The following is a 25,989-nucleotide window of genomic DNA, read 5'->3' as shown; positions in this document are numbered from 1 at the left end:
GGGGCCGCCACGCGTACCTAGGGCCATGAAAGGCGCACCCAGGCGCCACAAGAGACGGACAATCAACGGGAGTTGACATGGCAACCTGGCGCAACGCCTCGCTCGCGGTGACCGCGGCGGCTGTACTGGCACTGACGGCGACGGCCTGCGGTCAGGACAAGGGAAGCGCCGCGCCGAAGGGCCAGCCGGTCGGCAACGCGGCCCAGGCCGGCAGCGACACCGGCTACGGATACGGTGACAGCGGTTACGGCTCGGCCGACAAGACGGCGGCCAAGTCGGCCGGGCAGCTGGCGGTGTGGGACAGCAAGGAGCTGGGCAAGGTGGTGACCGACAGCGCCGGATTCACGCTCTACCGCTTCGACAAGGACACCGCGAGTCCGCCGAAGTCGAATTGCGACGGCGACTGCGCGAAGGCGTGGCCCGCCGTGCCCGCGGGCAGTGTCACGGCGGCCCCGGGGACCGAATCCGGCCTCATCGGCCAGGTGACCCGGTCCGACGGCACCAAGCAGCTCACGATCGCGGGCTGGCCGATGTACCGCTACACCAAGGACACCAAACCGGGAGACGCCAACGGGCAGGGCGTGGGCGGCACTTGGTACGCCTCGGCCCCCGACGGCAAGAAGGCGAAGCCCGCCGCCGACGGAACCGGATCCGGGTCGGGTTCCGGGGCCGCCGAGCCCGCGAGCCTGCCCGGGCTCTCGGTCCGCAACGACCCCAAGCTGGGGAAGATCATCGTGGACTCGCGCGGCATGACCGTCTACCGCCTCAAGAAGGACTCCGCCTGGCCCATGAAGTCGGCCTGCACCGGCGACTGCCTGAAGAAGTGGCCGGTGGTCGCGCCCGTCGAGAAGAGCGACACCCAGGGCATCATCCAGAAGGGCTTCGTCACCTTCAACCGGCCCGACGGCCTGAAGCAGCAGTCGATCAACTGCTGGCCCGTCTACACCTTCGCCGGTGACACCAAACCCGGCGACACCAACGGCCAGGGCGTGAACGGCACCTGGTTCGCGGTCACGCCCGACGCGAAGCTGGTGGGAGCCACCAAGTAGGCCCACCTTGCAGGCCACCGAGCAAGCCCCCGGGTGAACCACCGGAGCTGCCGAGCGAGCCCCCGGGTGAACCGCCGGGAAATCCGCCGGGCAATCCCTCAGAAATCCCCCTCCCCAGGCCGTCGGCCCGTCACCGTGTCCCCCGCGCGGTGGCGGGTTCGACGTGCGTCGCGGCATGTGTGACCGATGGAGTGTGTGACCAATAACGGATCGGCATTTTCCGTTTTGACTCGCCCTCCTGGCTGACGATCAGTAGCCTCGGCTCGAACACTGACCATGCACATGGCCATCACATCCCCCGCGGCGAGTTGTTGGAGTCATTGATGGAGCGTCCCGCCTGGGCCCCGACGGGCATCGACATCTCGGTACCGAGCGTGTCCCGCATCTACGACTACTACCTGGGCGGCTCGCACAACTTCGAGGTCGACCGGGAAGCCGCGCGCAAGGCCATGGAGTTCATCCCCGGACTGCCCAAGGTCATGCAGGCGAACCGGGCGTTCATGCGGCGGGCGGTGCGCTTCGCCCTCGACGAGGGCATCACCCAGTTCCTCGACATCGGCTCCGGCATCCCGACGTTCGGCAACGTCCACGAGGTCGCCCAGCACGCGGACCCCGAGGCGCGGGTGGTCTACGTCGACCACGACCCGGTCGCCGTCGCGCACAGCCGTGCCGTCCTGGAGGGCAACGAGCGGGCGGGCATCGTCGCCGCCGATCTGCGCAAGCCCCAGGACATCCTGGCCAGCCCCGAGGTGCGTCGGCTGCTCGACCTGGACCGGCCGGTCGCCCTGCTGCTGGTGGCGGTGCTGCACTTCCTGGAGGACGACGACGACCCGTACGCCGCGGTCGCCGAACTGCGCGACGCGCTCGCCCCCGGCAGCTTGCTCGTCCTCACCCATGCCGCGTACGAGGGCATCCCGCTCAGCGAGGAGCGCGCGGGCGGCGCGGTGGGCGTCTACCGCACCATCCGCAACCCGCTGGTCATGCGGACCAGCGAGCAGATAGCCGGGTTCTTCGACGGGTTCGACCTGGTCGCGCCGGGCGTGGTCCAGATGCCGATGTGGCGGCCCGAGACCTCGCCGGAGCAGGAAGACCCCTATGCCTTCTCGGGGTTCGCCGGCGTGGGACGCAAAGCGTGAGCACCCCGGCCAAGGCGCAGGGGCAGCCCCTGGATCCCGACGGTCCGGAGTCCAGGCTCAGACGGTTCGCCACGATCTGGAGCCGGGCGATCTTCCCGGTGACCGCGACCTCGCTGACCCGCCCCGAGTTCGAGCAGCATCTGGTCCCGCTGGCGCGCCGGCTCATCGAGGCGCTGCACCGCCGCCACTTCGACCCGGCGCCCGCGCACGAGGTCGGCGCCTCACTGGTGCGCGCCCACTGCACCGACCCGGACGCCCTCAGCCGTACGCTCGGCGTCGTCGACTCGTATCTCGTCCTGTACTGCGGTACGGACCAGGGCCTGCGGGCCGAGGAGGCGCGGGCGCGGTGCGCCCGCCTCCAGCACGCGCTGGCCGCGGGCTTCGCCCAGGCGCTGCGCGAGCGCACCCTCAGCGAGCAGGAGGCCATCGCCCGCTCCGCGCTCTCCGCGCGCAGCGCCGCCGAGGTGGCCCTGCACACCAGCGAGGCCCGGTTCCGCGCGGTCTTCGAGGGCGCCGCCGTCGGCATCGGCATCGCCGACCTCGAAGGCAACGTCCTGGAGGTCAACGAGACCCTCACCCGGATGTTCGGCGGCATCGAGGGCCGGATCCGCAGCCGCAACGTCAGCGAGTGGGCGCACCCCGAGGACGCGCCGCAGGTCTGGCGGCTCTACGAGGAGCTGGTGCGCGGCGAGCGCGACCACTACCGGGTCGACAAGCCGTACTACCGGGGCGACGGAACCGTGCTGTGGACCAATCTGACGGTCTCGCTGCTGCGCGACTCCGAGGGGCGTCCGCAGTACCAGCTGGCGCTCCTGGAGGACACCACCGAGCGGCGGCTGCTCAATCTGCGGCTGCGCTACGAGGCCACCCATGACGCGCTGACCGGGCTGCCCAACCGCACGCTGTTCTTCGAACGCCTGGAGAAGGCGCTGGCGCCGGGCGAGGGCAGGCGGTTCGGGCTCTGCTATCTCGACCTCGACGGCTTCAAGGCGGTCAACGACAGCCTCGGCCACTCGGCGGGCGACCGGCTCCTGGTGGAGGTCGCCGACCGGCTGCAGAGCTGCGCGACCGGGCCCGGCGAGATGGTGGCGCGGCTCGGCGGCGACGAGTTCGTGGCTCTGACCACCGGCACCGACACCCTGCGCGAGGTCGACGAACTGGCCTCGCGCATCCTCGGCGTGCTCTCCGCGCCGATCCGGCTCGACGGCCGTGAGCTGACCGTGCGCGGCTCCATCGGCGTGGTCGAGGGCCCGGCGGGCGAGCGCGGCGCCGCCGAGGTGCTGCGCAGCGCCGACATCACGATGTACCGGGCGAAGGCGGCGGGCGGCAACCGCTTCGAGCGGGCCGACCCGGAGGCCGACGCGCGCGCGATCACCCGGCACGGGCTGACCAACGCGCTGCCCGCGGCCCTGGAGCGCGGCGAGTTCTTCATCGAGTACCAGCCGCTGGTGCACCTCGACGACGGCAGTGTGCACGGGGCGGAGGCGCTGGTGCGCTGGTCGCACCCGCAGCACGGGATCCTCGGGCCGGACCGGTTCATTCCGCTCGCCGAGCACACCGGTCTGATCGTGCCGCTCGGCCGCTGGGTGATGGCCGAGTCCGTACGCCAGGCCCGGTTCTGGCAGGAGCGCCACCCGGGTTCGCGGGCGGGCGGCCCGCTGCGGATCAACGTGAACCTGTCGCCGACCCAGCTCCACCACCCGGGCCTGGTCGCCGACACCGTGGAGGTCCTGGAGCGCTCCGGCCTGGAACCGGGCGCGCTGTGCCTTGAGGTCACCGAGTCCGCGCTCATCGGCGCCGACGACGACCTGTTGAAGCCGCTGCGCCAGCTCGCGGACATGGGCGTGGACATCGCGCTCGACGACTTCGGCACCGGCTACTCCAACCTCGCCAATCTGCGCCGGCTGCCGGTGAGCGTGCTCAAGCTGGACCGCTCGTTCACCCAGTCCATGCAGCAGCACCCGGCGGACCCGGTCGACATCAAGATCGTCGAGGGCATCGTCTCGCTCGCCCACAGCCTCCAACTGGCCGTCACCGTCGAGGGAGTGGAGACCGGGGCGCAAGCCGAGCAGTTGCGCGCGCTGGGCTGCGACACCGCGCAGGGCTGGTACTACGCCCGCCCCGGCGCCCCCGACCGCATCCACTCGCTCGCCCTGGTGGACGCGGTCTGACCCGGCCGCGGCGCCGGGCTCACGAGGCCGCCCCGCTCTTCCCGATGCCGAGCAGGACCCGCTGCAACTCCCGTGCGGCGCGCGGCGGGTCCACATCACTGCGGTGGGCGAGCGCGATCGTACGGCGAAGGCCGGGGCGCGCCAGCGGGGTCACGCGCAGCTCGCGGCCCGCCCGGGCGGCCACCATGCTCGGCACCACCGCGATGCCGAGCCCGGCCCGTACGAAACCGAGCACCGCGTCCATCTCGCCGCCCTCGACGGTGAACGACGGCTCGAAGCCCTCGGCGCGGCAGGCGCCCACCGTCAGCTCCCGCAGGTCGTAGCCGTGCCGGAACATGACCAGCGGCGCGTCGCGCAGATCGCGGATCCGCACCGACTCGCCCGGGCCCGGCGGCGGTTCGGCGGCCGCCGAGACCACCACCAGGTCCTCGTGGAAGAGCTCGACGCTGGTCAGCGCGGGCGACCCGGGCGGCAGCGGCAGCACCACGAGCGCCAGATCGAGCGCGCCGCGCGCCAGTTCCCGTACGAGGTCGTGCGAGCCGCCCTCCTCGATGAGGAGCTGGATGCCGGGGTGGCGGCCGTGGAAGGCGCGCAGCACCTCGGGCAGCAGTCCGGTGCACAGGCTCGGGGTGGCGCCGAGCCGGACCCGGCCGCGCCGCAGCTGGGCCAGCTCCTGCACCTCGATGCGGGCGGTGTCGGCGTCGGCGAGGATGCGGCGGGCCAGCGGCAGCAGCGCCTCGCCCGCGTCGGTGAGCGCGATGTTGCCCCGGGCGCGGCTGAACAGCTCCGCGCCGAGCTCCTTCTCCAGCGCCCTGATCTGCTGGGAGAGCGACGGCTGGGAGACGTGCACCTGCTCGGCGGCGCGGGTGAAGTGGCGCGTCTCGGCGACGGCGACGAAGTACAGGAGCTGCTGGAACTGCATTGGCCCACGATAGTCCATGGCTATCGATTTGAGCAGATCCATGTCTTGGACCTCTCGGGACCTCCGGCCCTAGCGTCTACGGCATGGCTCTGGCAACGCGGACGGACCGAAAACCGTCCTTGACGCGCACCGTGTGGGACTCGACCGTCGGCAAGAAGGCCGTCATGGCCGTCAGCGGCCTGATCATGCTGTCCTACCTGGCCGTCCACATGTTCGGCAACCTCAAGATCTTCTTCGGTGCGGGCGACTTCAACGCGTACGCGCACTGGCTGCGCACCATCGGGGAGCCGTTCCTGCACCACGAGTGGGCGCTCTGGATCATCCGGGTGGTGCTGGTCGTGGCCGTCGTCGCGCACGCGGTCTCCGCGTACCAGCTGAGCCGCCGGGACATCAGGGCGCGCCCCAGCCAGTACGTGCACAAGCGGCCGCGCGCGAGCTACGCCACCCGCACCATGCGCTGGGGCGGGATCATCCTCGGGCTCTTCGTGGTCTGGCACATCCTGGACCTGACCACCGGGACCGTGCACTCCGGCGGCTTCCAGTCCGGGCACCCGTACCAGAACGTCGTGGACACCTTCTCCACCTGGTACGGCGACGTCATCTACATCGTGGCGATGCTCGCGCTCGGCCTGCACATCCAGCACGGCTTCTGGAGCGCGGCCCAGACCCTCGGCGCCGGCAGCGCCGCCCGCGACCGGTTCCTCAAGACCTGCGCCAACGTCCTCGCGCTGGTGCTGACCCTCGGCTTCATCGCCGTACCCGTCGCCGTCATGACCGGAGTGGTGAGCTGAATGACCTCGTATACCGACTACGCGCTCGGCGACCCGATCGCCGACACCAAGGCGCCCGCCGGGCCCGTCGCCGAGCGCTGGGACACCCGCCGCTTCGAGGCGAAGCTCGTCAACCCGGCCAACCGCCGCAAGCACACCGTGATCGTCGTCGGCACCGGCCTCGCGGGCGGCTCGGCCGGCGCGACGCTGGCCGAACAGGGCTACCACGTCGTCCAGTTCTGCTTCCAGGACTCCCCGCGCCGCGCCCACTCCATCGCCGCGCAGGGCGGCATCAACGCGGCCAAGAACTACCGGGGCGACGGCGACTCCGTCCACCGCCTCTTCTACGACACCGTCAAGGGCGGCGACTTCCGGGCGCGCGAGTCCAACGTCCACCGCCTCGCCCAGATCTCGGTCGAGATCATCGACCAGTGCGTGGCGCAGGGCGTGCCGTTCGCCCGCGAGTACGGCGGGCTCCTCGACACCCGCTCCTTCGGCGGCGTCCAAGTCTCCCGTACGTTCTACGCCCGCGGCCAGACCGGACAGCAGCTGCTGCTCGGCGCCTACCAGGCGCTGTCGCGCCAGATCGCCGCCGGGAACGTGGAACTGCACGCCAGGACCGAGATGCTGGACCTGATCGTGGTGGACGGGCGGGCGCGCGGCATCGTCGCCCGCGACCTGGTCACCGGCCGGATCGACACCTACTTCGCGGACGCGGTGGTGCTGGCCAGCGGCGGTTACGGCAACGTCTTCTATCTCTCGACCAACGCGATGAACTCCAACGCGACCGCGATCTGGCGGGCCCACCGCCGGGGCGCCTACTTCGCCAACCCCTGCTTCACCCAGATCCACCCCACGTGCATCCCGCGCACCGGCGAGCACCAGTCCAAACTCACCCTGATGAGCGAGTCGCTGCGCAACGACGGCCGCATCTGGGTGCCGAAGGCCAAGGGCGACCATCGCCCCGCCGCCGAGATCCCGGAGGACGAGCGCGACTACTACCTGGAGCGCATCTACCCGTCGTTCGGCAACCTGGTCCCGCGCGACATCGCCTCGCGCGCCGCCAAGAACGTCTGCGACGAGGGCCGCGGGGTGGGCCCCGGCGGCCAGGGGGTCTACCTCGACTTCGCGGACGCCATCGCACGGATGGGCCGGGACAAGGTCGCGGAGAAGTACGGCAACCTCTTCGAGATGTACGAGCGGATCACCGCCGAGAACCCGTACGAGGTCCCGATGCGGATCTATCCGGCCGTGCACTACACGATGGGCGGGCTCTGGGTCGACTACGACCTCCAGACCACCGTCCCCGGTCTGTTCGCGATCGGCGAGGCCAACTTCTCCGACCACGGCGCCAACCGGCTCGGCGCGTCCGCGCTGATGCAGGGCCTCGCCGACGGCTACTTCGTCCTGCCGTCGACGATCGGCGACTATCTGGCCCGCAACCCGAACCAGGCGCCGGTCGCCGCCGACCATCCGGCGGTCGCCGAAGCCGTCGCCGAGACCGAGGACCGGCTCAACCTGCTCCTCGCCGTCGACGGCGACCGCACCCCCGACTCCTTCCACCGCGAGATCGGTGAACTGATGTGGGAGTACTGCGGGATGGCCCGCACCGAGGAGGGGCTGCGCAAGGCGCTGGAGCGGATCCCGCAGATCCGCGAGGAGTTCTGGCGCCGCATCAAGGTGCCGGGCACCGGCGAGGAGTTCAACCAGTCGCTGGAGAAGGCCAACCGGATCGTCGACTACCTGGAGCTCGCCGAGCTGATGTGCCTCGACGCGCTGCACCGGGCCGAGTCCTGCGGCGGCCACTTCCGCGAGGAGTCCCAGACCCCGGACGGCGAGGCCGAGCGCCGCGACGAGGAGTTCTCGTACGCGGCCGCCTGGGAGTTCGCGGCGAACGGCGCCGCACCTGTCCTGCACAAGGAAGACCTGGTCTTCGAGTACGTCCACCCCACTCAGCGGAGCTACGCATGAAGCTCACCCTGCGCGTCTGGCGCCAGCGCGACGCCGACGCCGACGGAGCGATGTCCACCTACGAAGTGGACGGCATCTCCGCCGACATGTCGTTCCTCGAAATGCTCGACACGCTCAACGAGGAGCTCATCCTCAAGGGCGAGGACCCGGTCGCCTTCGACCACGACTGCCGCGAGGGCATCTGCGGCGCGTGCAGCCTGGTCATCAACGGCGACGCGCACGGCCCCGAGCGCACCACCAGCTGCCAGCTGCACATGCGGTCCTTCCGGGACGGCGACACCATCGACGTCGAGCCGTGGCGCGCCGCCGCCTTCCCGGTGGTGAAGGACCTGGTGGTGGACCGCTCCGCGTTCGACCGGATCATCCAGGCCGGTGGTTACATCAGCGCCCCGACGGGAGCGGCCCCCGAGGCGCACGCCACACCGGTGCCCAAGCCGGACGCCGACTTCGCCTTCGAGCACGCCGAGTGCATCGGCTGCGGCGCGTGCGTGGCGGCCTGCCCCAACGGCTCGGCCATGCTCTTCACCTCGGCCAAGGTCAACCATCTCAACGTGCTGCCGCAGGGCGCGCCCGAGCGCGAGACCCGGGTGCTCGACATGGTGGGCCAGATGGACGCGGAGGGCTTCGGCGGCTGCACCCTGACCGGCGAGTGCGCCACCGCCTGTCCCAAGGGCATCCCGCTGCCGTCGATCGCGGCGATGAACAAGGAGTGGCTGCGGGCGACCCGCAGGGCCAAGAAGGTCGGCCGCTGACTCGGGCGGCCGACCTCCCAGGGCTCGGTTCAGCTGGTCACGGTGATCTGCTGGGCCGGGTCGGTGGTGTCCGTGACGTTGTACGTGGCCGAGAAGGTGGTCGTCTGGTTGCCGGTCGGGCAGAGGAAGCCGCCGGTCACCACGGCGGCCACCGGGGCGTTGGTGATCGCCAGCGACGACGGCGAGCCGTTGGTCCAGGTGCCCGAGACCGTGGTGGGCCCGTCGGGCGAGGCGGTGATCGTGCAGCTGGCCAGGCCGCTCGTCTGGAGCACGACCCCGCCCTGCGGCATGGTCAGCCCGGCCGAGATCGGTGAGCCGTACTGGGCGCCGATGCTCCAGGACCCGTTGGTGGAGTTGCTGGAGACGGTGACGCCGACCCCGCCGATGCTCGTGGTGCAGTTGTCGAAGGTCGGCGGGTTGATGGTGGTGGAGACGGGCCCGGCGTCGTTGTGGTTGTCGGGGTCGGCCGGGATCTGGTTGTTCGCGTCGCCGGTGGGGACGGACGCGGAGACCGTACAGGTCAGGGTGGTGGATCCGGCCGTGAAGACGGCCTGGCCGCTGAGCGTGGCGGCGAAGGAGTCACCGGCGGGGACGACGGTGGTGGAGCTCGCGTCGAGGGCGCCGGCGGCTGTGGTGGCACCGAGCGTGAGAGCGGCTGACGCGGCCAGCAGCGCCAGCGGGGTACGGAATCTTCGGACTGCCATGGGGGGCTCCTCGGTCGAATGGCTTCGATGGTGTGGGGGTGCGAGGAGGAACACTTGTTAACTTGAGGGTAAGTCCGGTTCTGGGGGTCGAACAGCTGATGACCCGCCAGTAATTGACGGGCCATCAGCTTGCTCTCGTAAGTGGGTGTGCTACTGATCGCAAGGGGGCGATCAGGCCACCGAGAAGTCGTCCCCGTAGACCGCGCTCTGCCCGTACCAGCCGTGCAGATAGACGGTGACCGTGCCCGAGGCGCCGGTGGTGAACGGCACGGTCAGTCTGGCCCAGCCCGCCGAGCTGGTCCAGGTGGACGCCGAGGCCGAGCCGCGCACCCCGAGGTAGGCGTAGTCGCCCTGCACCCAACCGCTCAGTGTGTACGCGGTGTTGGGCTTCAGGGTGAGCGTCTGTGTGCACTCGCCGGTCTGGGATGAGGTGGGCGCGGTCTTCACCGCGTACGAGCCGCCGTGCGTCGGGGAGGAGACCACCGCGCCGCCGCTCTCACAGGTCCAGGGCGCGAGCGACCCGCTCTCGAAGCCGCCGTTGACCAGTGTGCCGCCGCCGCCCGGGCCGGAGACGGTGAGCGTGAAGGTGGTGGAGTGCGCGAGCGCGCCCGCCGACCCCGTGATCGTGAGCGGATAGGTGCCGGGCGCCGCCGACGCCGAGGCGCTGACGGTGAGCCGGGCCGAGCCGCCCGCGGTGACCGAGGACGGGCTGAGCGAGGCCGTCACCCCGGCGGGGGCGCCCGTGGCGGTCAGGGCGACGGTCTTGGCGTCGCCGGAGGTGACCGCGGTGCTCACCGTGGCCGTGGTGGAGCCGCCGGGCGCGACGGACGCGGAGCCGGGCGCCACCGCCACCGAGAAGTCGTCGCTGACCGGCCCGCCGCCCCCGGTGAACGGCTCGAAGGTGTGGCTGAAGTACCACGGGTCCTGGGCGATGCCGGAGCAGGTGTCCGAGCCGCCGGTGCCCGGGCAGCCGCCGTTGTCGCGCTGGAGTGCCCAGAAGGAGAGGGTGTTGATGCCCTTGGCGACGGCCCAGTCGTAGACGGCGGTCGCGTCGGCGGTGGTGAAGGTCTCGGCGGCTCCGTAGTCGTCGATCCCCGGCATCTCGGTGACGCCGATCGTGCCCCACAGCTGCGCGGGCGTCTTCGACGGGTAGAGCGAGGCGAGCTGGCCGTAGAGCCCGGTGGCGGCGCTCTGGGTGTCGTTGGCCATGTTGTGGGTGGCGCCGTCGTAGTAGTCGAACGTCATGATGTTGACGACATCGACCTTGGCGCCGTAGGTGTTGGCGCTCTGGAGCACCGCGAGCCCGCTGCTCGCCAGACCGTTCGTGGTGGTGGGCAGGGTGTAGGAGATCTGCACGGAACGGCCGCCCGCTGCGGCCCAGTCCTGGACCTTCTTGATCGCCTGGTTGCGGCGGTCGATCCCGGCCTTGTCGGTCAGGGAGTTGTCCTCGATGTCCATGTCGAGCCGGGAGAGGTCGTAGGTGGTGATGACCTTCTCGTACGCGGCCGCGATGGAGTCCACGCTGGTACAGCTGTCGGCGATCTCCGTGCCGCCGTTGTCGGCCGCGTAGCCGCCGAAGGACGGGATGACGTCGCCGCCCCGGGAGCGGATCGTGGCGATGTCCGCGCCGAAGACGGACGACGAGATGGGCTGTCCCGTCCGACCGTTCCAGTACGGGGTGCACGAGCCCTTGGCGTCGCTCTGTACGAAGGCCATGGTCAGGTACTTGGCGCCGGACTTCTGGGCCAGATCGGCCGGGCTGTCGGAGGAGTACGCCTCGAAGTAGGGCGCGAAGACATGGGCGGGCAGCGGGGTCGCGGCCTGCGCGCCCGTGCCGGTTCCGATCACGAGGCCGGCGGAGGCGGCGACGGTGGCGAGGGTGGCGAGCAGGGCACGGGCGGATCTGGGGCGTCTCATCGGTGCTCCCGGACGGGGTGGGGGAACGGAGCGGACGCCTCATGATTGGTCTGGACCAGGTGGCGGTCAAGGGTCCAGACCAATTCATTCCGTGCTGTTTGCCGACGACGCCAAGTCGCCCGTGCTCAGCGGCCGTTGAGCGCTTTGCCGAGATACGGCGCCGTGCGCCCGGCCCCGGACCCGGCCACCTCGTGCGGCGTCCCCGCCGCCACGATCCGCCCGCCCTCGTCCCCGCCGCCCGGCCCCAGGTCCACGACCCAGTCGGCGCCCGCGACCACCGTCATGTCGTGCTCGACCACGACCACCGAGTGGCCCGCGTCGACCAGACCGTGCAACTGGCGCAGCAGGACCTCGACATCGGCCGGATGCAGACCGGTGGTCGGCTCGTCGAGCAGATAGAGCGTGTGCTCGCGGCGCCCGCGCTGGAGCTCCGAGGCCAGCTTGATGCGCTGGGCCTCGCCGCCGGAGAGCTCGGTGGCGGGCTGGCCGAGCCGCAGATAGCCGAGGCCCACGTCGAGCAGCGCGGTCAGGCTGCGGGCGGCGGCCGGGGTGTCGGCGAAGAACTCCGCCGCCGCCTCCACGGTCAGGTCCAGCACCTCGGCGATGGTGCGGCCCCGGTGGGTGACCTCCAGCGTCTCGGGGTCGTACCGGGCGCCGTGGCAGTCCGGGCAGGGCGCGTACGTACTCGGCAGGAAGAGCAGTTCGACCGAGACGAACCCCTCGCCCTGGCAGGTCTCGCAGCGCCCGCCCGCCACGTTGAAGGAGAACCGGCCCGCCTTGTAGCCGCGCGCCCGCGCCTGCTCGGTGTCGGTGAAGAGCTTGCGCACGACATCGAAGAGTCCGGTGTACGTGGCGAGGTTGGACCGGGGCGTACGGCCGATCGGCTTCTGATCCACCGTCACCAGCCGCCCCACGCCCGGCAGTTCCTCGGTGACCGCGCCGACCAGGGTGGACTTCCCGGAGCCCGACACACCGGTCACGGCTGTGAACACGCCCAGCGGCAGCCGGGCTCGCAGGCCGCGCAGATTGTGCCGGGTGACGGGGCCGACGGTGAGCCAGCCGGACGGCTCGCGCACCTCGCGCACCGGCTCGGCGCGGCGGTCGAAGAGGAAGCGGCGGGTCTGCGAGTCGGCGACCTCGGCGAGGTCCTGGGGCGGGCCGCTGTGCAGCACCTGTCCGCCGTGCACCCCGGCGCGCGGGCCCACGTCCACCAGCCAGTCGGCGTGCCGCACCACATCGAGATGGTGCTCGACGACGAACACCGAGTTCCCCGCGTTCTTCAGCCGGTCCAGAACCGTGAGCAGCGCCTCCGTGTCGGCCGGGTGCAGCCCCGCCGACGGCTCGTCCAGCACGTACACCACACCGAAGAGCCCGGACCGCAGCTGGGTCGCGAGCCGCAGCCGCTGGAGCTCACCGGCGGAGAGCGTGGGCGCGGTCCGGTCCAGGCTCAGATAGCCCAGACCCAGCTCGGCGACGGGTTCGATCCGGCCGAGCAGATCGGCCGTGAGGGCGTCCGCGGTGGGGCCGCCGTCGGCCGAACGCAGCACCTGGGCCAGGGAGTCGAGCGGAAGCGCCGCCAGCTCGGTGATGGTGTGGCCCGCGAAGGTGACCGCCATCGCCTCCGCCCGCAGCCTCCCACCCCCGCACACCGGGCACTCGGCGCTGGTCAGAAACCGCTCGGCCTTGGCCCGCAGCGTCGCGCTCTTGCTCTGCGCGAACGTCTTCATCACATAGTGACGCGCGCTCATATACGTGCCCTGGTAGGGGCGTTGGATCCGGCCCGCCTCGCGCACCGGGTGCACGGTGACCACCGGCTGCTCGTCCGTGAACAGGATCCAGTCGCGGTCCTCGGCGGGCAGCTCGCGCCAGGGCCGGTCGACGTCGTAGCCCAGGGTGTCGAGCACATCGCGCAGGTTCTTGCCCTGCCAGGCGCCCGGCCACGCGGCGATCGCGCCGTCGCGGATGGACCGCGACGGGTCGGGGACCAGCAGGTCCTCGGTGGTGCGGTGGACGCGGCCGAGGCCCTGGCACTCGGGGCAGGCGCCCGCCGCCGTGTTCGGCGAGAAGGCGTCCGAGTCCAGGCGCGGCGCGCCCGGCGGGTACTCGCCCGCGCGCGAGAACAGCATCCGCAGCGAGTTGGAGAGCGTGGTGACCGTGCCGACCGAGGAGCGCGAGGTGGGTGACGAGCGGCGCTGCTCCAGGGAGACGGCGGGCGGCAGCCCCGAGATCTCGCCCACCTTCGGCGCACCCACCTGGTGGATCAGCCGACGCGCGTACGGCGCCACGGACTCGAAGTAGCGCCGCTGGGCCTCCGCGAAGATCGTTCCGAAGGCGAGCGAGGACTTGCCCGAGCCGGAGACACCGGTGAAGACGGCCAGCGCGTCCCGGGGGATGTCCACGTCGACCCCGCGCAGATTGTGCTCGCGCGCGCCCCGGACCCGTACGTACGGATCGTGGGCGCGGGCAGCCGGGGCGAAGTCGGGTCGGGCGGGGCTTTGCATACCGGAATTCTAGGCGGACGCGCTGGTCAGACCCGCGAGCCGGGCGAGCCGGCGGTAGGAGTCCAGCATGGCCGCGCGGTCGTACGTGCTCGTGGTGACCAGGTACTCGTCGGCCGCGCTGCGCGCGAGCAGCTTCTCCAGGGCGTCCGCGACCTCGTCCTCGGTGCCGTGGATCTGGCCGCGCAGCGCCTCCTCGAAGAGCGTCCGCTCGCGGTCGGTCATCGTCGCGGCGTCGATGTCCTCGGCGGGGGAGAGCGGCGGGAAGGCGCCCCGGGTGCGCGAGTACGCCGTCGACCACGCCTCGGGGAGCAGGATGCGGCGGGCTTCCTCGGTGTCGGCCGCGACCGCGACCGTGCCGGAGAGCACCACATACGGGCGCTCGCTCCAGGCCGAGGGACGGAAGCTCTCGCGGTAGTCGTCGATGACCCGCAGCATCGCGTCCTCGCCGCGCACATTGGCGATGACCAGCGGCAGCCCCGCCTCGGCGGCGAGCAGGGCGCCCTGGCCGGTGGCGAGCACGAACGCCGGGACGCGCAGCCCCTCGGAGGGGCGCGCGTGCACCTGCGGATGAGCCGTCTGCGTACCGTCGAAGTAGCCCAGGAGCTCGGTCAGCCGGACGGGGAACGCGTCGGCGTCGTCCTTGCCGTGGCCCAGCGCTTTGCGGATCCCGTCCGTGAACCCGACCGAACGGCCCAGGCCCATGTCGATCCGCCCGGGGAACAGCGACTCCAGGACGCCGAACTGCTCGGCCACGACCAGCGGTTGATGGTTGGGCAGCATGACCCCGCCCGTGCCGACCCGGATCGTCGAGGTCGCGGCGGCCACGGCGGCGGCGAGCACGGTCGGGGCGGAGCCCGCGACGCCGGGGACGCTGTGGTGCTCGGAGACCCAGAAGCGGTGGTAGCCGAGCCGTTCGGCCTCCTGGGCGAAGGCCACGGTGTCCCGCAGGGCCTCGGGGCCCTCGTGTCCCGCGCGGATACGGGAGCGGTCCAGGACGGACAGGCGCGTCGATGCGATCACTGAGCTCACACAGGGTTCAACACCTGCGTGGTGCCAGGATTCCCTAGGGTGGACCACATGACGGAAAACAGCAGGCCACTGGCCGTGTTCGACCTGGATGGCACGCTCGCGGACAGCGGGCACCGCCAGCACTTCCTGGAGGGCGCCAAGCGCGACTGGGACGGTTTCTTCGCCGCCGCCCCCGCCGATCCGCCCCTGGAGCGCGGCGTGGCGCTCTGCCTCGCGGCCGCCGAGGAGTGCGAGGTCGTGTACCTCACCGGCAGGCCCGAGCGCTGCCGCGCGGACACCCGGGAGTGGCTCGCGCGGCAGGGGCTGCCCGGGGGCGCGATACACATGCGCCCCAACGCCGACCGCAGGCCCGCCCGGACCACCAAGCTGGAGACCCTGCGCCGCCTCGGCCGCACCCGCGAGGTCCGGATGCTGGTGGACGACGACGAGCTGGTCTGCGACGCCGCCGAACGGGCGGGCTTCCGGGTCGTACGGGCGTCGTGGGGCGCCGCGTCCGAGGCGTTGAAGGACGCGCAGGAGCGGGAGGGGCGGACCTGACCCTCGGCCGGACCTGCTCCGGGCTCCACCGGCCCGGCTCCGGCCTCGGCCCGGCTCAGGTACCGGCCGTCACACCTCCTGGTTGTCGTCCAGCCTGAAGCCGACCTTCAGACCCACCTGGTAGTGCTCGATGCGCCCGTTGGCGATCTGGCCGCGTACCTGAACCACCTCGAACCAGTCGAGGTTGTGCAGCGTCTGCGCCGCGCGGGCTACGCCGTTGCGGATGGCCTGGTCGACGCCCTCGGGGGAGGTGCCGACGATCTCGGTCACGCGGTACGTGTGGTTGGACATGGAGGTGCACTCCTCTTCGTCGCGTCCTTCCACCGTGCCCCACCTCGGCCCGCTTCGCGAGACGTCGGCCGGGGCGTCCGTTGCGTAACGGGGCTTGACCGGTCCATTGGTACAGACCAAAATCGGCCACACCCGAACCAGCCGACCGCGCTTCCCCCCACGTCGGGTCATGACTGCCCATGCCATGACGCAGAAGGTGACCGCCGTGAAGAACCGCTACCTCCATGCCCCCGTCGTGCTCGTCACGGCCCTCGCGCTCGGCGGCTGCGGGGCGCTGCCGGGGACGGGCGGGGACGGCACGGCCACCGTCACCGTCTGGCTGATGAAGGACAGCGCCTCCGACGACTTCGTCCAGCGGTTCACCCGCGACTTCGAGAGGGCGCACCCCTCGGTCCGGCTGCACGTGAAGATCCAGGAGTGGACCGGCATCGGCCAGAAGGTGGGCGCCGCGCTCACATCGGGCGACGCGCCCGACGTCATCGAGGTCGGCAACACCCAGGTCCCACAGTACGCGGCGAGCGGCGGACTGCTCGACCTCACCCTTCAGTCGCTGCGCGACTGGGGCAGCAAGGACTGGCTGCCCGGCCTCGCCCAGCCGGGCAATGTCGACGGGGTGCAGTACGGCATCCCGTGGTACGCCGCCAACCGCGTGGTGATCTACAACAAGGACCTCTTCGGCGCGGCCGGAATCACCGAGCCGCCCACCACCCGCGCCGAGTGGCTGACGGACACCGCCAAGCTCAACACCGGTGGCAAGCAGGGCATTTACCTGGCCGGGCAGGACTGGTACACGCTCTCCGGGTTCATCTGGGACGAGGGCGGCGAGCTCGCCCAGCAGAGCGGGGGCGACTGGACCGGAGCCCTCGCCACGCCCGCCGCCCTGCGCGGCATGGCGTTCTACAAGCAGCTCCAGGCGCTCGGGAACGGGCCGAAGAACGCCGACGAGGCGACGCCCCCGCAGGCCGAGGTCTTCGCCAAGGGCGAGGTCGCCCAGATCATCGCCGTCCCCGGCACCGCCAAGGCCATCCAGAAGGCCGCCCCCGCGCTGGCCGGCAAGCTAGGCTACTTCCCCGTCCCGGGGAAGACCGCCGCCAGGCCGGGCGCGGTCTTCACCGGCGGCTCGGACCTGATCGTGCCCAAGCGGTCCGGGCACCGCACCGAGGCCGTGGAGGTCGTCAAGGAGCTCGCGAGCGCCAAGTGGCAGCAGGACCTGGCCGCGACCATGAGCTATGTGCCCAACAAGCCGGCCCTCGCGGCCGCCGTCGAGGGCCAGGCGGGCACGGCCGCGATGGCCCGGGGCGCGGCCCAGGGCCGGGCCACGCCCAACTCGCCGCAGTGGGCCGCCGTCGAGGCCGACAACCCGATCAAGCCGTACATGACCGCCGTCCTGACGGGATCCGACCCCAGGACGGCGGCCAGGACGGCCTCCTCGCGGCTCACCGCGCTGCTGTTCCCGTGAGCTGGCCGGCCGGGCTCTAGCTGCCCAGGACCGCCAGCGACAGCGCGAACCGGCCGGCGGCGTCCGTCCACCAGTGCGTGGCCGTCAGACCGGCGGCCGCGAGCTCGGTCCGTACCCCCTCGCGGCGGAACTTCGCCGAGATCTCGGTACGCATCTCCTCACCCTCCTCGAAGCGCACGACGAGGTCCAACTCGGGTACCTTCACGGTGAGTTCGGCGCGCGCCCGCAGCCGCATCTCGATCCACTCGTGCTCGGCGTCCCAGCGCGCCACATGGGTGAAGTCGTCGAGGTCGAAGTCGGCGCCGAGCTCGCGGTCGATGACGGCGAGCACGTTCTTGTTGAACGCGGCCGTCACCCCGCTCGCGTCGTCGTACGCCCGGACCAGGACGGACTCGTCCTTCACCAGGTCCGTGCCGAGCAGGAAGCTGTCACCGGGCGCCATCATCGCGGCGACCGAGGCCAGGAACTGAGCCCGCTCGGCGGGGAGCAGATTGCCGATCGTGCCGCCGAGGAAGACGACCAGACGCGGCCCGGGAGTGGACGGCAGATCCAGCGCCCGGGTGAAGTCGGCGATCAGCGCGTGCACGTCGAGCTTCGGGCGCTCCTCGATCAGCGCGTTGGCCGCCCCGGTCAGCGCGCTCTCGCTGACGTCCACCGGGATGTACGTGAGCGGGTCCGGCAGCGCGTCGAGCAGCAGCCGGGTCTTCTCGGAGGAGCCCGAACCCAGCTCCACCAGGGTGCGGGCACCGGACGCGGCCGCGATCTCCACGGCCCGCTCGGCCAGGATCTCCCGCTCGGCGCGGGTCGGGTAGTACTCGTCGAGCCGGGTGATCTCCTCGAAGAGTTCGCTGCCCCGCGCGTCGTAGAACCACTTGGGCGGCAGGGTCTTGGGCGTACTGGTCAGCCCGTGCAGCACGTCGGCGCGCAGCGCCGCCCCGGTGGCGTCCTCGGGCAGGGTGCGGGTCAGCTGGAACGGGTGGAACTCGTGCACGAGGAAGGCTCCTTGAGGGGGGTCAGCAGAACATCGGTACGGGTCGCGGCCAGCAAGGTGCGGTCGGGGACCTCGTGCCAGTGCGGATCGTCGTCGTAGGGCTCGGAGGCGACCACCGTGCGGCGGCCCGGCTCGGCGAGGTACCACAGGGTGTCGCCCCAGGCCGTCGCCGTGATCGTCTCGCCGTCGGTGAGCAGCAGGTTCAGCCGGGAGCCGGGCGCGGCCGCGTCGACCTCGGCGACCGTGTCGGCGAGCGCCTGGCCCATCTCGTCACCCGCCCGCAGCCGGTGCAGCACCAGCGCCCACACCAGCGCGGAGTCGCAGCGGGCCTCCAGGCTCAGCAGCTCTTCGGCGGGCAGCGCGGCCGCCGGCTGGGCCATCGAGCGGGGCCAGCCCTTGACCGCCCCGTTGTGGCTGAACAGCCAGGGGCCGTGGGCGAAGGGCGCTGCCGCCGCCTCGCCGTCCGCACCCGGCTCGGTGGCGTCCCGTACGGCCGCGAGCAGCGTGCCGGTGCGCACCACCCGGGCCAGGTCGGCGAACGAGGGGTCGGCCCAGACGGGCCCCGAGCGGCGGTAGCGGCCCGGCACCGGGTCGCCCTCGGCGTACCAGCCGACGCCGAATCCGTCGGCGTTGACCGTCCCGTACCGCTGGCGGCGCGGCGCCCAGGACTGCCGGTACAGGCCGTGCGGCGGGCTCACCAGGAGCTCACCGAGCGCCAAGGGCGGTCCCGTGTAAGCGATATGACGGCACATCAGGCATCCCTCGCGGTCCGGAACCCGGCGAAGATCTGGCGTCGCACCGGAAGGTCCCAGTTGCGGAAGGTGCCCCGGCACGCCACCTGGTCCACCGCGAACGAACCGCCGCGCAGCACCTTGTGGTCGGGCCCGAAGAACACCTCCGAGTACTCGCGGTAGGGGAAGGCGGCGAAGCCGGGGTAGGGCATGAAGTCGCTCGACGTCCACTCCCACACATCGCCGATCAGCTGCCGTACGCCCAGCGGCGACTCACCCGCCGGATAGGCCCCGGCGGGGGCCGGGCGCAGATGGCGCTGGCCCAGGTTGGCGTGCTCGGAGGTGGGATCGGCGTCGCCCCACGGGTAGCGCCGGGAGCGGCCGGTGGCGGGGTCGTGCCGGGCCGCCTTCTCCCACTCCTCCTCGGTGGGCAGCCGCCGCCCCGCCCAGCGGGCGTACGCGTCGGCCTCGTACCAGCTGACGTGGAGCACCGGCTCGTCCAGGGGTACGGGCTCGGTCACCCCGAACCGCCGGCGCAGCCACTGCCCGCCCTCGCGGCGCCAGAACAGCGGGGCCGTGAGGTCGTGCTGCCGGACCATGGCCCAGCCCTTGGGGTCCCACCAGCGCTCGTCGGTGTAGCCGCCGTCCTCGATGAAGTGCAGATACGCGCCACAGGTCACCGGGGTGGTGTCCAGGTGGAAGGCGGGCACGATGCGGTGGTGCGCGGGCCGCTCGTTGTCCAGCGCCCAGGGCTCGGCGGAGGTGCCCATGGTGAACGGGCCGCCGGGGACCAGGACTTCGGCGGGCAGACCCGTGACCGAGCCGTGCGGGGGCTCGGGCGCGGCGAGCGCGGCCGGGCCCTTGCGGAGCTGATGGGTGATCAGCATCGTCTCGTCGTGCTGCTGTTCATGCTGGGCGATCATCCCGAAGGCGAAGCCCGCGTCGACCAGACGCGGGCCGCCCTCCAGCGGGGTGGACTCCAGGACGTCCAGCGCCCGGCCGCGCACCTCGGCGGCGTAGCGGCGCGCCTCGGCGGGGGAGAGCAGCGGCAGCGAGGTCCGGGTGGCGCGCGGGTGCTCGAACGCGTCGTACAGCGAGTCGATCTCCGGCCGTATCGCCTCGCGCCCGGCGACGGCCCGCAGCAGCCACTGCTCCTCCTGGTTGCCGATGTGCGCCAGGTCCCACACCAGCGGGGACATCAGCGGCGAGTGCTGGGCGGTGAGGTCGTGGTCGTCGACGCAGGAGGTGAGCGTGGCGGTGCGCGCCCGGGCGGTCGTGAGCGCCGCCAGGGCGCGCTGCCGGAGCGCTTCCGGATCGGTCAGTTCCGCTCCGGTCGTTTCGGGGGCGGTCATGAGTGGTGGTCCTTCCCAGGGGCGAGCGCGGCGAAGTCGTCCGCGGGACTGAGGCCCCGTGCGACATAGCGGTCCATGAAGGCGGCGACGGCCCCGTGGACCTCGGGGGTGGCGCCGAGCCGGGGCAGCGCGTCGAGCGCGGCCGCGAAGCAGATCTGGGCCGCCTCCCGCAGCTCGGCGTCGGCGAGGCCCGAGCGGGCGGCGTCGGCCCACAGCGGATTGCGCGGCGCGGCCAGCGAACCGGCCCGCTCCGCAAGGGATTTCACGGTCCGGTACGCGGTCTCGGCGGCCGCCGGGTCGTCGAAGAGCGCGGTGGTCACGGCGAGCGGCACGATCCAGCCGTCCTCGCCCGGCTGCGCGTCGATCATGCGCAGCTCCAGGTGCCCGCGCGGCCGGACCGGTGGAAAGAGCGTGGTCAGGTGGTAGTCGAGGTCTTCGCGGGTGGGTCTGCGCGGTACGCCCGTACGCAGCCAGTCACGGAAGGTGAGCCCCTCCGGCGCGGTCCACGGTCCCTCGGGGGTGCGCACGCACATCACCGGGGCGTCCAGCACATGCGCGGCCCAGGCGGCCCGGGGCTCGGCCTCCAGCGGCGGCGCGAGCGCGCGCACCGGGTCGATCCGCGTCCACACCTCCTGCCGGGCGGACCGCAGACCGGTGCGTCTGCCCTCCTGGTACGGGGAGTTGGCGAACGCGGCCACCAGGACCGCGCCGAGCAGATGGGCGAGTCTCCAGCGCCGCCCGTACCCGAGCGGCCCCGGCTCCTCGTGACCGGCGTCCAGGCAGACCTGGACCGAGGCGGAGGAGCACATCATGGCGCGCCCGGCCGGTCCCGTACGGTCGAAGTGGGCTTCCATGGTGTCGTACCGGGGGTCGTGCAGAAACCGGCGCGGCGGCTGCCACGGCTCCTGGCCGAGCCCGGTGAGTGTGAGGTCCCTGGCGCGCAGCGCGGTCCGGACGGCCGTGAGATCGGCCGATACGGAGTCCACGCACGCCATGAGGGAGGTGGCGGGCAGCGAGCTGAGCTCCAGCTGGCCGCCGGGTTCGACGGTGAGTGCCGACCGCAGGGGCAGCGCCCTCAACGCGTCGTAGGCGTCGGCGAGTCGGCGGTGCGATACGGGCGTCCGGGGGTCGTGCAGATCGTGGACCAGCCACTCCACTTCCACCCCTATGTAACGGGGCGGGCCGGTCTTGAAACAGATACATCGAAGCAGATCGTCCGCTTCCGTTTCGGTGAATTGCCTTGTCAGCATGGTCGCTTCCCCAACTCCGGGGCTCTTTCGGTGCACTGTCCCACCTAAGCCACTGCCGTCTTCTCGCACAAGAGTGCCCATCCGGACGGAAATCATGTTGCGGGAGTGTTGTCCTGGCGTCAACGATGCTAGGTATGAGTGCACGACTGCGCGACCTCGCGCTCCGACCGGGTGATCCACTCGCGCGGTGCGCCGAGGCGTGGTATACGCGCCAGGGCCGGGGCACGCGAAAGCCCCCGCCCGGGATGGGGCTCCGGGCGAGGGTGTCCGTTCGGCGTCGCGCGAGGCGCGTCAGTTAGTTCCAGGTGGCCCAGGCTCGGACCGTGGTACGCATATGCCGAGCTCCAACCGGAGCCGTAGACCCGGGGGGTCGGCCCGGGACCGTGGCCGTGGGGGTGTTCCAGCCGGAGATCCGCAGCCGGGGCGCGGATCCGTGCAGGTCGGCGGTGCGGTAGGTGGCGGTGAGGGTGGCCGACTCACCGGGCCAGAGCGTGACCTGGTTGTCGGTCCACCGCACGGGCAGGACCGGGGTTCCCTCCACGTCGACGAGATGGACGTCGGTGAGCAGGGCGGGGGTGCGGCCCGAGCCGGTGTTGCGCAGTGTGACCGTGGTCGTGGAGGTGCCGTCGGCGGTGGTGGTGGCCGCCGTCGCGCCCACCCGGGCCGGTGCGAGGGAGCCGAGGCCCTTGAGATCCGCGTACGCCGTGGTCGGGGTGTGGAACCAGTCGGTGTGCGCGTAGTCGAGGATGTCCGCCCTGGTGGAGAGCCAGTACACATTGCGGCTGACCTCGTGGCCCGCACTGTCGGTGAGCAGCAGCCGGGCGAGATACGTGGTGGACAGGCCGCTCACCGCCGCCGGCACGGTCAGCGCGGTCGCCTTCGCGCCGTCGCCGCCCACGCTCACACCCGCGACCGTCCTGTCGTACTTCTGGGTCCCGTCGGTGTCGAAGAGCGTCACCCGGGCGGTGAGCCCCGAGACGGCGGTGTGCCGGGCGTTCACCACGGCCACCGAGCGGTCGTCGTAGGAGTACTGGACGTGCAGCGGCTCGTTCGCCTTCTTGGCGCCGAAGTAGGCACCGCCCTGGTCGAGGTAGCGGTCCGTCAACTGCCAGTGCAGCGAGGTCCAGCCGCTGTTGAACATCCAGTGGACGACCCCGGTGGCGGGCTTGGCGGTGTCCTTCGCGCTGCGTCCGTACGCCTCGAACTGGGCGCGCACGTTCTCGTACTGGGCGAGCTGCGCCTTGCGTACGTAGTCGTCGAGGCCGGTGGGGGCGCCGTAGCGGCCGGTCAGGGCGTCGTCGTACAGCTTGAGGGTGGCGAAGACGGACGAGGGGGAGCGGTGGTACTGCTTGGCCGACGGGTTCTTCCAGAGCGTGTCCAGCTCGGCCGGTGACATCATGCGGCGCAGGGTGTCGAGGGTGGGGATGTCGGGGCCCGCGCTGGTCTCGGAGTTGAAGCCGGTGGCTCCGCCCTCCTGCTTGTTGTACCAGTAGTTCGGCGGTACCCAGTCGTACGGGCCCGTCATCTTCATGCCCGAACTGCCGGTGATCGGGGCCGAGTTGTCGGACGCCGCGGCCACGACCGGCGTCGCCCAGTCGGCCGCGGTGAGGGCGTCCACGTATGTCTTCTCGATCGTCTTGTCGGGGGCGAAGTCGCTGCCGATCAGGAACGAGATCACGCTCGGGTGGTCGCGCAGGCGCGCCGCCTCGGCGGCCATCGACGCCTTGGCGACCGGATAGTCGGCGGCGGTCCACTTGTCGCCCGGCTCGCTGCCGTTGACCTGGCCCTCCCACTTGTCGCAGCACTCCCACCCCGGCAGCGTGAGAACGCCGTACCGGTCGGCGAGGTCGAAGAACTCGTCCGGCTCGATGTGCCCTTCCAGGCGGATGGTGTTGAGGCCCAGATCGAGCGCGTAGCGCAGCCGGTCCGCCACATACGTGGGGTCCCAGCGCAGATACTCGTCCGGCGACCAGCCGCCGCCCTTGATGAGCAGCGGGCGGCCGTTGACCGCGTACTGGCGGGCGCCGTCCGCGTTGAGCGGCGCCTTCACGTCGCGGATGCCGAACGACTCGTGCGCGGTGTCGGACGCGGCGGCGGAGACGGACGCGGTCAGGTCGAGGTCGTAGAGCGCCTGGTCGCCCATGCCCGCGGGCCACCACACGCGCGGCGAGGTGAGGTGCAACTGGGGGTAGGCGTTGGGGGTGAAAGAGACGGTCCTGGTCTCATGCGCGGCCAGGGTGACGTCCTGGCTGAAGGCGGCGGTGCCGATGGTGCCGGAGACCGTGGTGGTCACGGTGCTCGCCGAGTCGTTGCGGGCCAGCGCCTTCACCGTGAGATCGGCGCTCGCGAGCGAGGGCACGGCGAGAGAGGTGACCACATGCGCGTCGCGCAGCGCGACCGGGCCGCCGCGCCGCACCAGCACATCGCGGACGATGCCCATGTTCTGGTCCGGCGGCGGTTGCAGCCAGTCGATCCATCCCATGGTGAGGTTCTTGTTCGGATCGTTGGGCTGGATCCGGAAGGCGACGGTGTTGGTGCCCTTCCCGACCAGGTCGGTGATGTCGAGCTCATGGTGGGTGTACGCACCCGCGACCGCGCTCCTGTCCGCCGCCCGGCGGCCGTTGACGTATACGTCGGCGGCGGAGACGACCCCGCTGAAGTCGAGATACGTACGGGAGGAGGTGTCCGCGACGGTGAAGTCCGAGCGGTACCACCACGGGACGGTGAAGTCCGCGGTGGGGATGTTCTTCTGGTTGGTGGAGTAGAACGGGTCCGCGTACGTGCCGTCGGCGAGCAGCGCAGCGAGAACGGTGGAGCGCGGCCCGGCCGGGTACCAACCGGTGGTGGGGTAGCCGGGGCTCGACACGGCGGCCGGGGAGTCGGTGACCTTGGCGGTGGACTGGATGGCGTAGCCGGAGAGGGGGGTCATGGAGGGCACGACTGCCGTACGGGGCACGGGAGTTGCCGTCGGGACCCCGGAGGCGAGGGCGAGGACGAGGCCGAGCGCGGCGACCGCCGCGGTCTTCCGGTGGACGGTGGGATGACGACGGTGACGGTAGGACACAAGGGTCTCCCGACAGCTCAAGGTATCAAGTTAGGAAGCCTTACTAACTCGCTTCCGAAGCTAGAGATATGAGCGAACCATGTCAACGAGGCGTGGCGCGCGGCTCAGCGGTCGTGCCGCTGGCTGCGCCGTTCGAACGTCACGTCCCGCGCCGTCCCGAGCGCCGTCGCCACCGCTCCCAGCAGTACCGCGTCCTCGCCCAGCGAACTCGGCGCCACCTTCGGGCGCAGCGGGGTCAGGGCGCGCAGCGTCTCGCGTACGGTGCGAAGGAGCAGATCCGCGCTGTGGCCGACGCCGCCGCCGAGCACGACCAGATCCGGGTCGAGCACGGCCGCGACGGCCGCGACGGTGTGGGCCAGGCGCTCGCCCTCCAGCTCGACCGCCTTGACCGCGGCCGGATCCCCGGCCCGCGCGGCCTCGAAGACGTCCTTGGCGGTCAGCGGTCCCGCCATCCCGTGCGAGCGCGCGGCGGCCACCACGGCGTCGCCCGAGACCGCGCCCTCCAGCGTGTCGGCGCCGCGACGGCCGGGCCAGGGCAGGAAGCCGATCTCCCCGGCGCCGCCGTGCGCACCGGTGAACAGCCGGCCCTCGCTGACCACGCCCATGCCGAGCCCCGTGCCGATCATCACGTACACGAACAGGCGGCTGCCCGCCCCGACGCCGAAGGTGTACTCGCCGAGCGCCGCGAGATTGGCGTCGTTGTGGACCGCGAGCGGCAGCCCGAGTCCGTCGCGCATCCGGTCGAACAGGCCCGGGCGGCCCCACCCGGGCAGATGTTGCGCGTACCGCACCCGCCGCTTCTCCGCGTCGTACACACCGGGCGTGCCGACCACGGCCTGGGCGATCTTGTCCGCGTCGACACCCGAACCGGCGACCAGCTGATGCGCGGTGGCGACGACGAGATCGGCCATCGTGCCCGAGGTGCGCGCCTGGTTGCGGACCTCGGAGCGGGCCACCACCGTGCCGTCCAGATCGGCGAGCGCGACCCGCAGCCAGGCCCGTCCGATATCGATGCCGAGCGCGTACCCGGCGGTCGGGTCCGGGGCGTAGAGCACGGCCGAGCGGCCGCGCTCGGGGATGTGCGTACCCGCCTCGCGGACCAGTCCGGTGGCTTCCAGCGCGGCCAGCGCGCTGGAGACGGTGGGCTTGGACAGGCCGGTCTCGCGGGCGAGTTGGGCGCGCGAGGCCGGGCCGGCGGAGCGCAGCCGGTCGAGCAGCAGACGTTCGTTTCCGCTGCGCTGGCGCTGTGGGTTCCAGGGGCGCTCACCCTCGTCGCTGCTGGTCATCGCATCATTCTCACGCATCGCTCCCGACCGCTTCCCGCCGACCTCTTGACGCTCAAAGTAAAGGTACTTAACTTGAGCACGCCCCGCGCCGACCAGGGAGGCCCCT

At 71.6% G+C, this 25,989-nt stretch carries 20 protein-coding genes; 8 read left to right on the top strand and 12 right to left on the bottom strand.

Annotated features, from left to right (window positions below):
* Positions 1–77 precede the first annotated feature (77 nt).
* The 3 genes from ACGFRG_RS22620 (at position 78) to ACGFRG_RS22610 (ending at position 4,356) form a co-directional block, all read left to right on the top strand.
* The gene (locus ACGFRG_RS22620) at positions 78–1,049 is read left to right on the top strand and encodes an SCO0930 family lipoprotein (protein ID WP_361418813.1); all 972 of its coding nucleotides are present in this window, start codon (positions 78–80) and stop codon (positions 1,047–1,049) included.
* Between the two features lie 323 nt (positions 1,050–1,372).
* Positions 1,373–2,185: an SAM-dependent methyltransferase gene (locus ACGFRG_RS22615; RefSeq protein ID WP_393266478.1), complete on the top strand. Its 813-nt coding sequence runs from the start codon at positions 1,373–1,375 to the stop codon at positions 2,183–2,185.
* A complete protein-coding gene (locus ACGFRG_RS22610) occupies positions 2,182–4,356 on the top strand; it encodes an EAL domain-containing protein (RefSeq protein ID WP_361418807.1) in 2,175 nt (724 codons plus the stop codon). Before ACGFRG_RS22615 ends, ACGFRG_RS22610 begins: the two co-directional genes overlap by 4 nt.
* A gap of 19 nt (positions 4,357–4,375) precedes the next feature.
* On the opposite strand, the gene ACGFRG_RS22605 is transcribed toward ACGFRG_RS22610, so the two are convergent.
* Positions 4,376–5,278, bottom strand: coding sequence for a LysR family transcriptional regulator (locus tag ACGFRG_RS22605; RefSeq protein WP_393266474.1), 903 nt, complete (start codon positions 5,276–5,278; stop codon positions 4,376–4,378).
* 83 nt (positions 5,279–5,361) lie between these two features.
* Between ACGFRG_RS22605 and ACGFRG_RS22600 the strand changes: the two genes are divergently transcribed.
* Genes ACGFRG_RS22600 through ACGFRG_RS22590 form a run of 3 tightly spaced genes read left to right on the top strand, consistent with a single transcriptional unit; the run spans position 5,362 to position 8,771 of the window.
* The gene (locus ACGFRG_RS22600) at positions 5,362–6,069 is read left to right on the top strand and encodes a succinate dehydrogenase (RefSeq protein WP_393266472.1); all 708 of its coding nucleotides are present in this window, start codon (positions 5,362–5,364) and stop codon (positions 6,067–6,069) included.
* Complete coding sequence (locus ACGFRG_RS22595) at positions 6,070–8,019, top strand: fumarate reductase/succinate dehydrogenase flavoprotein subunit (protein WP_361418798.1); 1,950 nt, start codon at positions 6,070–6,072, stop codon at positions 8,017–8,019. It abuts the gene before it with no gap.
* A complete protein-coding gene (locus ACGFRG_RS22590) occupies positions 8,016–8,771 on the top strand; it encodes a succinate dehydrogenase/fumarate reductase iron-sulfur subunit (protein ID WP_361418796.1) in 756 nt (251 codons plus the stop codon). The genes ACGFRG_RS22595 and ACGFRG_RS22590 overlap by 4 nt, the downstream gene beginning before the upstream one ends.
* Positions 8,772–8,800: 29 nt before the next feature.
* Here ACGFRG_RS22590 and ACGFRG_RS22585 read toward each other — a convergent pair whose 3' ends face one another.
* From ACGFRG_RS22585 to ACGFRG_RS22570, 4 genes are all read right to left on the bottom strand, one after another.
* Positions 8,801–9,475: a hypothetical protein gene (locus ACGFRG_RS22585; RefSeq protein ID WP_393266468.1), complete on the bottom strand. Its 675-nt coding sequence runs from the start codon at positions 9,473–9,475 to the stop codon at positions 8,801–8,803.
* Between the two features lie 171 nt (positions 9,476–9,646).
* The gene (locus ACGFRG_RS22580) at positions 9,647–11,392 is read right to left on the bottom strand and encodes a glycosyl hydrolase family 18 protein (RefSeq protein WP_393266465.1); all 1,746 of its coding nucleotides are present in this window, start codon (positions 11,390–11,392) and stop codon (positions 9,647–9,649) included.
* Between the two features lie 125 nt (positions 11,393–11,517).
* Complete coding sequence (locus ACGFRG_RS22575; protein WP_393266462.1) at positions 11,518–13,893, bottom strand: ATP-binding cassette domain-containing protein; 2,376 nt, start codon at positions 13,891–13,893, stop codon at positions 11,518–11,520.
* 9 nt (positions 13,894–13,902) lie between these two features.
* A complete protein-coding gene (locus tag ACGFRG_RS22570) occupies positions 13,903–14,922 on the bottom strand; it encodes an LLM class flavin-dependent oxidoreductase (protein WP_393266459.1) in 1,020 nt (339 codons plus the stop codon).
* 48 nt (positions 14,923–14,970) lie between these two features.
* Here ACGFRG_RS22570 and ACGFRG_RS22565 point away from each other — a divergent pair, with 48 nt between their 5' ends.
* Complete coding sequence (locus tag ACGFRG_RS22565) at positions 14,971–15,459, top strand: hypothetical protein (protein WP_361418781.1); 489 nt, start codon at positions 14,971–14,973, stop codon at positions 15,457–15,459.
* A gap of 69 nt (positions 15,460–15,528) precedes the next feature.
* Here ACGFRG_RS22565 and ACGFRG_RS22560 read toward each other — a convergent pair whose 3' ends face one another.
* Positions 15,529–15,750, bottom strand: coding sequence for a dodecin (locus tag ACGFRG_RS22560; RefSeq protein WP_361418778.1), 222 nt, complete (start codon positions 15,748–15,750; stop codon positions 15,529–15,531).
* A 205-nt stretch (positions 15,751–15,955) separates the two neighbouring features.
* On the opposite strand from ACGFRG_RS22560, the gene ACGFRG_RS22555 reads away from it, so the two are divergent.
* Complete coding sequence (locus ACGFRG_RS22555; protein ID WP_393266668.1) at positions 15,956–17,209, top strand: extracellular solute-binding protein; 1,254 nt, start codon at positions 15,956–15,958, stop codon at positions 17,207–17,209.
* 16 nt (positions 17,210–17,225) lie between these two features.
* Here the strand turns inward: ACGFRG_RS22555 and egtD are convergent, their stop codons facing one another.
* From egtD to ACGFRG_RS22525, 6 genes are all read right to left on the bottom strand, one after another.
* Positions 17,226–18,200, bottom strand: a complete 975-nt coding sequence (egtD, locus tag ACGFRG_RS22550; protein ID WP_393266455.1) for an L-histidine N(alpha)-methyltransferase — start codon at positions 18,198–18,200, stop codon at positions 17,226–17,228.
* Positions 18,173–18,952, bottom strand: coding sequence for an ergothioneine biosynthesis protein EgtC (egtC, locus tag ACGFRG_RS22545; RefSeq protein ID WP_393266453.1), 780 nt, complete (start codon positions 18,950–18,952; stop codon positions 18,173–18,175). The genes egtD and egtC overlap by 28 nt, the downstream gene beginning before the upstream one ends.
* A complete protein-coding gene (gene egtB, locus ACGFRG_RS22540) occupies positions 18,952–20,283 on the bottom strand; it encodes an ergothioneine biosynthesis protein EgtB (protein WP_393266449.1) in 1,332 nt (443 codons plus the stop codon). Before egtB ends, egtC begins: the two co-directional genes overlap by 1 nt.
* Positions 20,280–21,533: an ergothioneine biosynthesis glutamate--cysteine ligase EgtA gene (egtA, locus tag ACGFRG_RS22535; protein ID WP_393266446.1), complete on the bottom strand. Its 1,254-nt coding sequence runs from the start codon at positions 21,531–21,533 to the stop codon at positions 20,280–20,282. Before egtA ends, egtB begins: the two co-directional genes overlap by 4 nt.
* Positions 21,534–21,828: 295 nt before the next feature.
* On the bottom strand, positions 21,829–24,597 hold the full coding sequence (locus ACGFRG_RS22530; protein ID WP_393266443.1) for an exo-beta-D-glucosaminidase: 2,769 nt from the start codon (positions 24,595–24,597) through the stop codon (positions 21,829–21,831).
* A 104-nt stretch (positions 24,598–24,701) separates the two neighbouring features.
* Positions 24,702–25,883, bottom strand: coding sequence for an ROK family protein (locus tag ACGFRG_RS22525; RefSeq protein WP_393266440.1), 1,182 nt, complete (start codon positions 25,881–25,883; stop codon positions 24,702–24,704).
* Positions 25,884–25,989 lie beyond the last annotated feature (106 nt).

Origin of the sequence: Streptomyces sp. NPDC048696, assembly GCF_043198895.1 — a bacterium.
In the GTDB taxonomy this organism is placed as follows: Bacteria; Actinomycetota; Actinomycetes; order Streptomycetales; family Streptomycetaceae; genus Streptomyces.
Note: the sequence above shows the minus strand (reverse complement) of the source record. Positions and strands in the feature narration are given on the sequence as shown.

What these genes read in the sequence shown, in the direction of transcription:
- ACGFRG_RS22590 (WP_361418796.1), top strand. Translation starts at nt 8,016, where the DNA reads ATGAAGCTCACCCTGCGCGTCTGGCGCCAGCGCGACGCCGACGCCGAC.
- ACGFRG_RS22615 (WP_393266478.1), top strand. Translation starts at nt 1,373, where the DNA reads ATGGAGCGTCCCGCCTGGGCCCCGACGGGCATCGACATCTCGGTACCG.
- egtA (WP_393266446.1), bottom strand. Translation starts at nt 21,533, where the DNA reads ATGCTGACAAGGCAATTCACCGAAACGGAAGCGGACGATCTGCTTCGA.
- ACGFRG_RS22565 (WP_361418781.1), top strand. Translation starts at nt 14,971, where the DNA reads ATGACGGAAAACAGCAGGCCACTGGCCGTGTTCGACCTGGATGGCACG.
- ACGFRG_RS22600 (WP_393266472.1), top strand. Translation starts at nt 5,362, where the DNA reads ATGGCTCTGGCAACGCGGACGGACCGAAAACCGTCCTTGACGCGCACC.
- egtB (WP_393266449.1), bottom strand. Translation starts at nt 20,283, where the DNA reads ATGACCGCCCCCGAAACGACCGGAGCGGAACTGACCGATCCGGAAGCG.
- ACGFRG_RS22620 (WP_361418813.1), top strand. Translation starts at nt 78, where the DNA reads ATGGCAACCTGGCGCAACGCCTCGCTCGCGGTGACCGCGGCGGCTGTA.
- ACGFRG_RS22525 (WP_393266440.1), bottom strand. Translation starts at nt 25,883, where the DNA reads ATGACCAGCAGCGACGAGGGTGAGCGCCCCTGGAACCCACAGCGCCAG.
- egtC (WP_393266453.1), bottom strand. Translation starts at nt 18,952, where the DNA reads ATGTGCCGTCATATCGCTTACACGGGACCGCCCTTGGCGCTCGGTGAG.
- ACGFRG_RS22605 (WP_393266474.1), bottom strand. Translation starts at nt 5,278, where the DNA reads ATGCAGTTCCAGCAGCTCCTGTACTTCGTCGCCGTCGCCGAGACGCGC.
- ACGFRG_RS22585 (WP_393266468.1), bottom strand. Translation starts at nt 9,475, where the DNA reads ATGGCAGTCCGAAGATTCCGTACCCCGCTGGCGCTGCTGGCCGCGTCA.
- ACGFRG_RS22560 (WP_361418778.1), bottom strand. Translation starts at nt 15,750, where the DNA reads ATGTCCAACCACACGTACCGCGTGACCGAGATCGTCGGCACCTCCCCC.
- ACGFRG_RS22575 (WP_393266462.1), bottom strand. Translation starts at nt 13,893, where the DNA reads ATGCAAAGCCCCGCCCGACCCGACTTCGCCCCGGCTGCCCGCGCCCAC.
- ACGFRG_RS22580 (WP_393266465.1), bottom strand. Translation starts at nt 11,392, where the DNA reads ATGAGACGCCCCAGATCCGCCCGTGCCCTGCTCGCCACCCTCGCCACC.
- ACGFRG_RS22595 (WP_361418798.1), top strand. Translation starts at nt 6,070, where the DNA reads ATGACCTCGTATACCGACTACGCGCTCGGCGACCCGATCGCCGACACC.